The organism is Thermosynechococcus sp. GLH187 (assembly GCF_031583395.1).
In the GTDB taxonomy this organism is placed as follows: Bacteria; Cyanobacteriota; Cyanobacteriia; order Thermosynechococcales; family Thermosynechococcaceae; genus Thermosynechococcus.
Window position 1 is genome coordinate 1,983,178 of the sequence record NZ_CP134175.1, and the last position, 11,247, is coordinate 1,994,424.

11 protein-coding genes and 1 pseudogene are annotated in these 11,247 nt (G+C 54.2%); 5 read left to right on the top strand and 7 right to left on the bottom strand.

Annotated features, from left to right (window positions below; genetic code table 11):
* Positions 1 to 61 precede the first annotated feature (61 nt).
* From RHI63_RS09765 to RHI63_RS13110, 3 genes and pseudogenes are all read right to left on the bottom strand, one after another.
* Positions 62 to 610 carry a hypothetical protein gene (locus RHI63_RS09765; RefSeq protein ID WP_302677741.1) on the bottom strand — a complete coding sequence of 183 codons (549 nt, stop codon included), beginning with the start codon at positions 608 to 610 and terminating at the stop codon, positions 62 to 64.
* 551 nt (positions 611 to 1,161) lie between these two features.
* Positions 1,162 to 1,296 (bottom strand): FmdB family zinc ribbon protein, encoded by a 135-nt coding sequence (locus tag RHI63_RS09770; RefSeq protein ID WP_225901716.1) that lies wholly within the window; start codon positions 1,294 to 1,296, stop codon positions 1,162 to 1,164.
* Positions 1,297 to 1,301: 5 nt separating this feature from the next.
* Positions 1,302 to 1,418 (bottom strand): annotated as a pseudogene (locus tag RHI63_RS13110) (acetamidase/formamidase family protein); the annotation flags it as partial.
* Between the two features lie 130 nt (positions 1,419 to 1,548).
* Between RHI63_RS13110 and RHI63_RS09780 the strand changes: the two are divergent.
* The gene (locus tag RHI63_RS09780) at positions 1,549 to 2,748 is read left to right on the top strand and encodes a DNA double-strand break repair nuclease NurA (RefSeq protein ID WP_310821533.1); all 1,200 of its coding nucleotides are present in this window, start codon (positions 1,549 to 1,551) and stop codon (positions 2,746 to 2,748) included.
* Positions 2,699 to 4,219 (top strand): apolipoprotein N-acyltransferase, encoded by a 1,521-nt coding sequence (gene lnt / locus RHI63_RS09785; RefSeq protein ID WP_310821534.1) that lies wholly within the window; start codon positions 2,699 to 2,701, stop codon positions 4,217 to 4,219. The genes RHI63_RS09780 and lnt overlap by 50 nt, the downstream gene beginning before the upstream one ends.
* On the opposite strand, the gene RHI63_RS09790 is transcribed toward lnt, so the two are convergent.
* Positions 4,182 to 5,009, bottom strand: a complete 828-nt coding sequence (locus RHI63_RS09790) for a DUF3598 family protein (protein ID WP_302678180.1) — start codon at positions 5,007 to 5,009, stop codon at positions 4,182 to 4,184. The genes lnt and RHI63_RS09790 overlap by 38 nt on opposite strands.
* Before the next feature lie 176 nt (positions 5,010 to 5,185).
* Here RHI63_RS09790 and RHI63_RS09795 point away from each other — a divergent pair, with 176 nt between their 5' ends.
* Genes RHI63_RS09795 through RHI63_RS09805 form a run of 3 tightly spaced genes read left to right on the top strand, consistent with a single transcriptional unit; the run spans position 5,186 to position 8,642 of the window.
* A complete protein-coding gene (locus tag RHI63_RS09795) occupies positions 5,186 to 6,052 on the top strand; it encodes a response regulator (protein ID WP_310821535.1) in 867 nt (288 codons plus the stop codon).
* A complete protein-coding gene (locus RHI63_RS09800; protein ID WP_302678182.1) occupies positions 6,049 to 7,296 on the top strand; it encodes an FAD-binding oxidoreductase in 1,248 nt (415 codons plus the stop codon). The genes RHI63_RS09795 and RHI63_RS09800 overlap by 4 nt, the downstream gene beginning before the upstream one ends.
* A 20-nt stretch (positions 7,297 to 7,316) precedes the next feature.
* Positions 7,317 to 8,642, top strand: coding sequence for a heterodisulfide reductase-related iron-sulfur binding cluster (locus tag RHI63_RS09805; RefSeq protein WP_310821536.1), 1,326 nt, complete (start codon positions 7,317 to 7,319; stop codon positions 8,640 to 8,642).
* Here RHI63_RS09805 and RHI63_RS09810 read toward each other — a convergent pair.
* From RHI63_RS09810 to RHI63_RS09820, 3 genes are read right to left on the bottom strand one after another with little or no spacing between them, the layout of a single operon-like run.
* On the bottom strand, positions 8,639 to 9,073 hold the full coding sequence (locus tag RHI63_RS09810) for a hypothetical protein (RefSeq protein ID WP_206200005.1): 435 nt from the start codon (positions 9,071 to 9,073) through the stop codon (positions 8,639 to 8,641). The genes RHI63_RS09805 and RHI63_RS09810 overlap by 4 nt on opposite strands.
* Positions 9,074 to 9,100: 27 nt before the next feature.
* A complete protein-coding gene (locus tag RHI63_RS09815) occupies positions 9,101 to 9,472 on the bottom strand; it encodes a hypothetical protein (RefSeq protein WP_149818994.1) in 372 nt (123 codons plus the stop codon).
* Between the two features lie 54 nt (positions 9,473 to 9,526).
* Positions 9,527 to 11,236 (bottom strand): AarF/ABC1/UbiB kinase family protein, encoded by a 1,710-nt coding sequence (locus RHI63_RS09820; RefSeq protein ID WP_206200006.1) that lies wholly within the window; start codon positions 11,234 to 11,236, stop codon positions 9,527 to 9,529.
* Positions 11,237 to 11,247: the final 11 nt, after the last annotated feature.

An 11,247-nucleotide genomic window follows, 5' to 3' on the forward strand; every position in this document is an offset into this window, starting at 1 on the left:
GTTATCTCTGGTGCGAGTTTTTTATTTCAGCCTAGGGCGTCAAGCAATGGCTGCACTTGGCCTAACTTAGCCATTCAATCTCATTAAGATCAAAATCAAGATCGAGATCGATCTCCGCCAAGTCCTCTGGATCGGCCACCTTCTTCAGGGAGGCAAGGGATTGTTTTGAAGGCTTGCGACTTTGGGGAGTTGGGCGCTTGATATCCGATAGGGTAGCCTTCTCGATGCGCGTCCTTTCTTTGAGGGCATTGGGGTTGACGTATTCTAGGAAGAAGTTTACTGTTTCCTGTTTTACCCAGCCATTGAGGACAGCCAAGGCACCGAAGCGATAGTTCACCTGCCACTGCTCCTTGAGAATTTGTTTTATTTGCTCTTCCGTCAATAAGCCTGCCTTTTTCAGGTAAAAACCAATCGGCCGTTTTGCCTTGTCTTGGATCAGTTTTGGCCACTCTTCTACAAAAAAGTCAATGGTTTTTTGGGGCAACCAACCATGGAGGGCAACAATTTCACCAAAGCGCAAGTTGGTATAAATGCTTTTTTCCATTAAGGCGACTTGGAGTTGGCCTCGTGTAATTAACCCCGCCTTCAGTAGTAATTCACCAATTCTCATGATTGCCCCTACGAGTAGAAAATCATCAACTTTCAACAACAATGGGACATCAATTGGGTACAGCCCCTTTCACAGGGATCGAACATCCTTGCAGCAGCCAACGCCGCTGTAGGACGGGTCACACATTTTTGTGCTTATTGTGTTTAGGCACAATATGTTATGACATATTTCAGAAAAGGGCTGCCGTTTTTTCAAGGACATACATCCGTTACTCTTGACAGTACCTCTCACAATAGCTGAAGTTACGCGAAACTCCTAATTGTAATAAATCTTAATACAGCTCTTTTCAGAGGGATCTCTTCACACGAATTCAGCGTGGCCAGTACAGCTCTTTTAAGAGAAGCTAGATGTTCGGATGTCAGTTTAGCCAAGGCTGAAAAAGCGGCAAAAATGCTCACCTCATCCTGTGTGAGCGGTTAATTAGTGGTTGAGCATCCACGGGCGACCACAGGAGTGCTGCAGAAAGCGGGGAGGCTTGGGTTCTTGGGGCGATCGCTGCACCAGTTCTGGGTCACTCCCCCGCGAGGGTCGGGGTAAGGAAGAAGAGAGATTTACCGCTGGTACGGAAAAATACGTCGGCCAAGCTGCTGACACTCTGGACAAAAGGCGGGTTCACTAGATTGGGCGAGCGATCGCCATTCCTCAAAAATGCCACACGTAGAGCAGCGAAACTCATAAAGGGGCATCTTTCATCACCGGGATTGACTGAAACCACTGCGGGGATCTCTGGATGCCAGCGATTATGCCCCGGCAGTTCTTGCTGATCCATGGGCTTAGTCAAATCCACTTTGAACAGGGTCTTCGGCATAGGGACGGACTCCAACGATTAGCAGTGTGCTCACCTGTAACTCAGTACCCATGAGCAATTATTGAGATGTTGTTTAGATTTAGTATTGGAGCAGGTCTTCAGGACAGCTGTATCTCCAGATACGAAAACAGTGTTGGACTTCGTCAAAGTGGCTGCTCAAATGGGAACGGTGGGTCAAGTGATCCGCCAAGGGGCGATCGCTAGCCAACAAAAACAAGCCCATGCCCTCGAAGTGTTGACAGCGATGGCAGAAAATTTAGAGCACTATCGCCAAGCCATCCAAGCGTGGGGCGAGTCCTTTCCCTTTAATGCTGCTGAACCCATTGAATCCCTGACGGTGAAGCACGCTGTCCCCCCTGCCCCAAGGTCACACATAATTTTTGCCACCGATGGCTCGCAAATTGCCCCCAGTCACCACGAAATTGCCTATTGCTATTTGATTAATGTGGGACGGGTGGCGATCGCCTACGGTCAAGGGCAACGCCCCCATTTAGATAGTGTGCCGCAGTTGGTTTATGACCCCGATGAATTGGGGCGATCGCGGGGCTGGGGACTCACCATAGAAGACTGGTTACGCTACCGCCGCACTCAAGCGGAAATTCTTGCCCTTGTTGAACTCATTCAAACGCAAAACAAGAAAGCCCCCCGCCTAGCACTCGTGGATGGTTCACTGATTTTCTGGGCGTGGGAATCACTGCCGCCAATGGTGCGTGAGGAATTGTTGACGCCCATTTTAGCTGCTTGGGATGAATTGCGCGCGAAGCGAATTCCCTTGGTGGGCTATGTCAGCGCCTCCCGCAGTCATGAAACGGTGAATTTTCTGCGCTTGGGGGTTTGCCCTTACCCTGAACCCAACTGTGCCCTCCACTGTGGTCAGACAAGTCAGACTGGCCTCGAGGCGACTCGCGATCGCCCCCCTTGTCAAGTCTTTGATCCCCTGCGGGATGTGCTCCTCTGGCAAGCACACTTGGCACCGCAACAGTATAGTCCCCTCTGGCGGAGCCGCAGTCGCATTCTGGAACATTACGGTGAACATCAGATCTACGTTGCCTATCTCCACAGTGGCTCGGAAGTGGTGCGTTTGGAAGTTCCTCAATGGGTGGCGCGGGATGCAGACCTGTGGCAACAGGCAGTTGCGTTGACGGCAGCACAAATTGAAAAAGGGCGGGGTTACCCCGTGGCATTAGCAGAAGCCCACAATTTAGCCGTTGTGCGCGGCAGCGATCGCCAACGCTTTTTTGCTTTACTGGAACGGGAACTGATTAAAGCAGGACACTGGCATGTGGCTCCTTCCCCCAAAGAGCAACGCAAACGCCAAAGTATTGCCTAGGTGGCTGCTGTGTGTTGGTTTAGGCATCGCGGGCTGGGGAACGCAGTTGGCGCTACCGCCAGTAAGCGGGTGGTTCTTGGCCTTCATAGGAATTGTGCCCCTGTGGTGGCAGTGTCAGGTTTTATCGCCACTGTGGGCAGCGATCGCCGGCCTGTGTTGGGGACTAGGGTTCTACGGCAGTAGCTTAGTCTGGGTGTGGGATTTGCATCCCCTGACGTGGATTGGCATTGCGCCAGTGTCCAGTTGGTTGATCTCGCGGGGGATTTGGCTTTTCCTGAGTGGTTGGGGGGCAGTCCTGAGTGGGAGTTGGGCCTTTTTGATGGCACGCTATGGGGTACGGCGATCCGCCCCTTGGCAACTTCTGTGGGGTGTCACCCTTTGGTGTGCCCTTGAAGCCCTCTGGAGCTATTCGCCCCTGTGGTGGATTAGTTTATCCCTGACCCAAAGTCCAACGGGACTCCTTCAACTGGGTCGTCTGGCGGGACCCACCACGATTACGGCAGTCGTGATGACACTGAATGGCTTGGTCACCCTCAGTCTGCGGCGGCACACATGGGCAAAGCGATGGCTCGTTGTTACTCTTTTGGGGGCGATCGCCCTCAATGCTGTTTTAGGCGCTAGGGTCATGGCGGATCAAGGGGAACCCCTACGGGTGGGTTTGATCCAAGGCAATATCCCGACACGGGAAAAGCTCACGCCAGAGGGTATCCGCCGCGCTTGGCAGGACTATCCCCGTGGCTATCGCCAACTGGTGGCTCTAGGGGTTGATGCCGTCTTGACTCCGGAAGGGGCACTGCCGATTTTGTGGCAACCACACCAAGTCAATCCCATCACCAGCGCTGTTCGCGAGGCAGGGGTTCCCCTGTGGTTAGGGACATTCATGGAGACGCTAGGGGGGCATCATCAGGTGCTCCTGACCCTCGATGGGCAGGGGGAGATTTACAGTCGCTACAACAAAGTCAACCTTGTTCTTTTGGGGGAATATATTCCCGATTGGCTGGCGGGGGTAGTACAGCGGTTATCCACGTTGCGATCGCGCCTCCTGCCGGGGAACCCTGATCAGGTCTTTACCACCCCTTGGGGCAAGGCCGTTGTCCTGATTTGCTTTGAATCTGCCTTTTCCCACCGCAGCCGCTGGCAACTGGTTCATGGGGGGCAGTTTATCCTCAGTGTTGCCAACAATGATCCCTACCGTCGCCAACTGATGACCCAGCACCATGGCCATGATGTGTTGCGTGCCGTCGAGGGCGATCGCTGGCTCGTGCGCTCCACGAATACGGGCCTTTCTGCGGTGATTGCGCCTACGGGGGAAACTGTTTGGCTCTCCAATGCTGATGAGTTTGTGATTCATGCGGCAACGATTTTGCGGCGGCAAACCCAGACCCTCTACACTCGCTATGGGGATTGGTTGCTACCCCTCTTGCTGGGGATGCTTAGCTTATCCGTTCTTCGACAACGAGTGTCGCACTGACCCATTCGCCGCGATCGCCATAGGTGCGAATGAGGCGCTGCCGCTGTCCTTCTGCCCACAACCAGCCCACCTCCACAAAAAAGGGGTGACGAAAGGACACCTGCAAGGGGGTTAGGCTAGAGGTACCGTCGGGGAGCAACAAAAGCTGCTTGGGTTGATCCGTATCCGTAAAGAGTAGGCGCGACCCAGCAATTGTGGCCGTTGTTTTCACCTCGTGGTCGGGGGTTTGCAGCCGCTGGTAGAGCCGATCGCCCTCGCGCCAAAGGCTCAGCTGGGTCGGGGTTTCCGTGGGCGATCGCCAGTCGGCATAGACGGTGTAGGCGGTACCGCGCCATTCCCCTAGGAGTTGATCCACGGTTAAGGGAGGACGTTCAACGGCGTTACTGTGGGCACGAAACTCGCGAATCAGAGTCATGGATTGGAGGTGCTGATTTTTGTCAAAGAGTTGGACAAACCGCAGTCGGCGATCGCCCATGACAAAGCCATACTCCGCACCAAACTCGGCAAAGGGCGCCACCTGCAACGATCCCTTAGAAAAAGCCCCCGTCGGAAAAAAGACATTTTGGCGGCCAATGGTGGCATACTCCTGCACCGTTTCACTCGTAGGGGGCTGGTCAAGGCCATTACCAAAGCGTCGCAGTTCAAAGCGCACCCGTTGACCGTCAGCAGTATCGGCAAGGATCAAAATCGAGGGCACTGACGCTCCCACGTCTCCCGTAGGGCTGACCGCCGTAAAGGAGCCATGCCATTCCCCAAGGTTTTTGCGAAAATTTTCCCAATTTGTTGTCATTGATTATCCTTGATTATCTTTACCGCTGTGTGCCACCATCATCACTATAGAAAAATAAAGTATTGGAGATCTTGCCAATTGGGAAGTGGCCGGCGATCGCCGGCGCTCAGAAAAAACTTTGATAGGATGGGGAGTGTCAGGGCGCTGACAAACGATCGCCATTGGGAGACCCGTGCATGACCACCGACCTCTTTGATTCAGGGGCTGGTCGCATTTTAATTGTCGATGATACCCCCGAAAATGTTGAAGTTCTCACAACGCTGCTGCAACTGGAAGGCTACGATGTGCGCGGTGCCATTAGTGGCCAAATGGCGCTCATGGGGATTGAGGCCGAACCCCCGGATGTCATTCTCTTGGACATCATGATGCCTGATATGAATGGCTACGAGGTCTGTCAAACCCTGAAGGAGAATCCCAAGACCAAGCATATCCCCATCATTTTCATTAGTGCCCTCGATGATGTCTTTGACAAGGTCAAGGCCTTTGAGATTGGCGGCGCCGACTACATCACCAAACCCTTTCAGCAGGCGGAGGTGCTGGCACGGGTAAAAAATCAGTTGACGATCGCTCTCCTACAGCGGAAGCTGCGGCAAAAAAATGCCCTCTTGCAAAAGCAAAACCAGCAGTTGCAGGAAATTGTTGAGGAGCGGCGCGACTTGGTTGCCTCACTGCAAGCAGCGCAAGAACAGTATCGGCAGATGTTTGAGGAAGCCGTGGTCGGGATTTACCAAAGTTCGCCCGAGGGGGTTTACTTCAAAGTCAACAATGCCTTGGCACGCATCTATGGCTATGCCGATGCTGAAGACTGGCTAGCGGATATAGAACACCATAATCATCGTCCCTACGTGGATGACAGCGCTTGGGAAAAATTCCAACAACAAATTGAAACTCGTGGCTTTGTGCGCAACTTGGTTTCCAAGGTGTATCGTGCTGACCAAACAATCACCACCATTTGCGAATGCGCCCGCCCGGTCAAAAGTGAGGACGGTCAACTTTTATACTACGAAGGGTTTGTTTTTGAACTGCCCACCCGTAATCCATGAAACGCACACTGAGCGCACTGTTGGGGGATGCCGCCGTCCATTCTGTGGCTGAATTGGGCGATCGCGCCCCCCACCTGCGCCCCTACCTTCCTGAGCGAGCCCTGCTGCTGACTCCCCCCACCCCAGAAGCGGGGGCAGAAGTGATTGCCTGTGCCCGGCGCCAAGGCTGGCGAGTGTTGCCCATTGGAGCAGGCACCAAACTCAATTGGCTCGGGAACACCCCCAAGGCAGATATTTTTCTGCGGACAACGGCGTGGCAGAAGCTCATTGATCATGCGGCTGCCGATATGACCGTCACCACCCAAGTGGGTATTCCCTTTCAGCAGCTCCAGCACCACCTAGCACCCGCAGGACAGTGGATTGCCGCAGATCCCCTCTTTCGAGAAACGGCCACCCTTGGCGGCTGCTTGGCCACCCAAAGCAATGGCACACTACGGCAGCGGTATGGGTCATGGCGCGATCAATTGTTGGGGGTGAAGTTCATTCGCAGTGATGGCCAAATCGTCAAAGCGGGAGGGCGGGTGGTCAAAAATGTTGCCGGCTACGACCTGATGAAACTCCTGATCGGCAGCTATGGCACACTGGGGATTCTGACAGAGGTGACGCTGCGGGTGTATCCTCTGCCGGATGCGGTACAAATCTGGCAGTTGCGGGGGGAAGTCTCTGCTTTGGCCAAGGGACTTGAGGTGATTTTGACGAGTTCCCTTGCGCCCGCGCGGTGTGTGTTGCGCCTTGAACCACGGGGGACGCTGCTGTTGGAATTGGAATTCCATACCCTGCGGGAAGTGATTGCTGCGGGTACGTTGGGCGATCGCCTGAGTCAGATTGCCCAGACCCATAATCTGCAACTGGAACCCCAAGCCCCTCTAGGCATTACCCTCAACCCCACCCCCGATCAAGTGACTCTCAAAATCGGTGTGCCTCTAAGCGAAATGTTGCCCGCTCTCACCCAGCTTCAGCAGTTGGCAAGGGAATTGGCCTGCGAGTGCCGAGGCGAAATGAGTGCAGGGGTCGGTTACGCCTATCTCCACGGACAGGAGGAGCATCTCCGTCAACTCATTCTCAGGCTGCGCCAAGGGCTACCACGGGGCTATGTCACCGTCTTAGCCGCCCCCCTGAACCTCAAGCAGCAACTCGATCCTTGGGACTATCGCGGCAACGCCCTTGAATTGATGCGGAATCTTAAGCAACAATTGGATGCAACGGGTGTCTTTGGCACTGGCGTTTTTGTCGGCAATCTCTAGACAAGTTTCAATACTTACGAATGACTGCAACTGATCCTGTGGCTGGCTTTGATGCGCAGTCGCCTCCTGATCCACACCTGATTGATGCCTGTGTCCACTGCGGGTTTTGCCTATCCACCTGTCCTAGCTATCGGGTACTGGGGACGGAAATGGACTCTCCGCGGGGTCGTATCTATCTCATGGATGCCATTCATGAGGAACAGGTGCAACTGGCGGATGTCGTACAGCACTTTGACTCCTGTTTGGGTTGCTTGGCCTGCGTCACCACCTGTCCATCGGGGGTTGAGTACGATAAGTTGATTGCTGCCACGCGGGTTCAAGTGCAGCGCCATTATCAGCGGCCCGTGGGCGATCGCTGGTTGCGGCAGTTGATTTTCCAAACGCTGCCCTATCCCCAACGGCTGCGTGCCCTCCTGTGGCCGCTCTGGCTCTACCAAAAACTCGGCTTGGCCAATCTCGAAAAGCGGCTGGGACTCCTGAAACGGCTCTTGCCCAAGTCCCTTGCGGCCATGTATCAAATGCTACCGCCCCTTTCAGCCAAAACATTTCGCGATCGCTGGCCTGAAGTGGTGCCTGCCCAAGGGAAACAGCGTGGCCGCGTGGGGGTGATTCTGGGCTGTGTCCAACGGCTCTTTTTGCCGGAAGTGAATGAAGCCACGATCTCCGTCTTAAGTGCCAATGGCTTTGAGGTGGTGCTGCCGCCGCAACAGGGATGCTGTGGTGCCCTGCCCCATCATCAAGGGGAAGAGGATCAGGCGCAAACCCTTGCTCGCCAGATGATTAATTGTTTTACTGCCGCTCATGTGGATGCGGTTTTAATCAATGCCTCGGGTTGTGGCCACACCCTCAAGGAATATCATCGCCTTTTGGCTGCCGATCCAGAGTACCGCGATCGCGCCCGTGACTTTGTGCAAAAGGTGGAGGATGTGCAGGTCTTTTTGGTCAAACAGGGCTTGGTGACACCGCTCCACCCCTTGGGCGATCGCCCCTTGGCCTTGGTGTATCAAGATGCCTGCCACATGATCCACGGCCAAAAAATTCGCCTTGAACCGCGGCAACTGCTGCGACAAATTCCCCAAGTGCAACTGCGCGAACCCCTCGATGCAGCCCTGTGCTGTGGCAGTGCCGGGGTTTACAACATTCTTCAACCCGATGTCGCAGCGGAATTGGGACGCCAAAAGGTACGCAACCTGCTGAATACGCGCCCTGATGTCATTGTCTCAGCCAATGTGGGCTGCACCGTGCAATTTCGGCAGTATCTCCAAGAGCAGAGTAGCTCCGTGCCCATTTACCACCCGATGCAACTGCTAGACTTGGCGATTCGTGGTGAGCAGCTTCCGTCCTAGGCCATATCCGGGGGGGCACTGAGGATTGCGCGCACTTGAGCTAGTAACCATTCTCGCCCCACTTCCCAGCCTCGTTCGCCATCCGCCTCAAGGATCATCAGGCTATCCACTGGCTCTGCCGCCAACAGTTGAAACAAAAGGGGAATAATTGGCATGGGCACTGGGATCACTTGTTCATCACAGGCCTCTTGAGCCATGGCTTCACTACCGTAGGCGTGGATCACATTTTTTTGCTGGTGGGGGGGCTGCTGTTCCTCAAGGGTAATCACCTGCCACTGACCATCGGGAGTTTGCAGGACGTAGTAAACCGTTTGCCCGTAGCGCTGGGCTTCCTCGTAGAGAATGGGGGCGATCGCCTGTACCGCCGCCACAGTCGCAGGGTCATCGGGGGCGTTGGCAATCAGTTCATCCACTTGGGTCAGTAAATCCACAACGCCTCCTTTAGGAGTTATAAAAAACTATTCCTTGGCCTCAAGGGCATCGAGATCAAGGGCACGGGAGCCACCCGTACTTAAAATGGTCAGCACTTTCCCCAGTTGATACCACACCAAAAGGGCGGTGGCGATCGTCAGCACAAAGGCAATGACCATACTCAGCCCTGCACCAAAGCCATAGGTCCACAATCCCGCCATCAGGAAGAGCCAGATACCAATGGAAATCCCCAAGTAGGGCAACTGAAGTTGGGGGCCGCGCAATTGACTCAGAACACGGGTGGAACGACTGCGGTTCCATTCTTGGACACTCTGCTTGAGGGTGGCTTCAAATGCTTTACCACTGGTCAACCCCATAAAAATACCCGCCAGTAGCAAGACAATGGGTGGATCAAACACGGGATACCTAATCCTTCTTGGACACTCAGGAACGTTGATAACCGCTGCCAACCCTTAGCTGGCCACCACCAAGGAATTGCTGTCTTCTTCTTTACCGAGCGTGTGGGAGACAGAGGCCTTGAGGGCTTCCCATGCCACATCAATCAAGAAGAGCGGACGCAGATCAGACTTGACCAAATTCCAAAGGCGTTGCACCTCTTCGGTGTGGAGACGGTCATCTTCGGTTAACGCTAGCACAATTTGCCGCCGCAGGTACTGCCCCTCCTCAGAAAAGAGATACTGCAAGCCCAAGGTGGCGGTTGGCGCGAGGTTAAAGTGCTGATCCTGCCGGGCGATCGCAATTAGGTTTTCCAGGCGTTGCCACTGAAGACGACCATCCTTGAAGAGGACATCCAATAACCGTCGCCGCAGTTGGGGCGATTCTCCTTGCAGCAGACGCCGTGCCACATAGGGATAGCTGACATCAACAATGCGGAAGTTAGGGTTGAGACACAGGGCAATGCCCTCTTGGGTGACTAGAGAGCGAATGATCAGGGCAAACTTAGCGGGAACCCGGAAGGGGTAGGCATACATCAACTCGGAGAAGCGATCGGTGATCACTTTGAAGTTGAATTCCCGCACACTGGAGCCAATCACCTCTTCAAAGACCGACTCAAGGGCAGGGATAATCGGCGTAATATCCGTTTCCGGGGTCAAAAAGCCCAGTTTGACAAAGTCCGTCGCCAAGGCTTGATAGTCCTTGTTCACCAAATGAACGACGGCATCCACCAAGGATTCTTTAGTGCTCTCCTCCAGTTGATCCATCATGCCGAAGTCAATGTAGGCCATACGGCCATCGGGCATGGCGAACAGATTCCCCGGATGCGGATCCGCATGGAAAAAGCCAAATTCCAAGAGTTGCCGCAAACCAGAAATCACGCCAACACGGATCAGCTCATCGGGATTGACGCCCGCCGCCACCATACAATCCGTACGGGTGAGTTTAATGCCATGGATCCACTCCAGCGTAAGCACGTGCTCCGTGGTGTATTCCCAATAGATTTTCGGTACCTTGACCGTGGGATCATCGTGGAAGTTGGCAGCAAATTTCTCGGCATTGCGCCCTTCATTGAGGTAGTCAATTTCCTCGTAGAGCTTGCGGCCAAATTCATCGACAATGTCTCGCAAATCATGGCAGAGGTTAATCGGTAGCCAAGGCTTGACCCACTGCACCAAAAGGCGAATCAAGAAGAGATCGCGGGTAATCACGGGCAAAAGGTTGGGACGCTGCACCTTGACGGCCACTTCTTCACCACTGTGGAGTTTGGCTCGATAGACTTGGCCGAGACTGGCGGCGGCCACCGGTTGGGGTGAGAATTCGGCAAAAATATCCCCTAGGTTTAAGCGCAGATCTCGCTCAATAATGGCAATAGCAATCTCATTGGCAAAGGGGGGCAATTTGTCCTGAAGGAGCGTCAGTTCTTCGAGGTAGTCGGGACAAATCAAATCGGGGCGAGTGGAGAGGGCTTGACCGACTTTAATGAAGGTTGGGCCTAAACGGATTAGGAGTTTGCGCAGTTGCATTGCCCGCAGGGGACGCTGACTTTCCTGTTGCCCTAACCACTTGTCCCACTGCAATAACAGCCAAAATGTTAGGAAAGAGACCGCAATGTTCAGGAACCGCCAGATAACTCGCCAAGGATGTCGCCAGTAGTAGCGGGCGATCGCCTCAGGATCATACCGACGATGACCAGCACTAGGGACAGCAGAAATACGGGCAGTCACAGCTTTTTCAC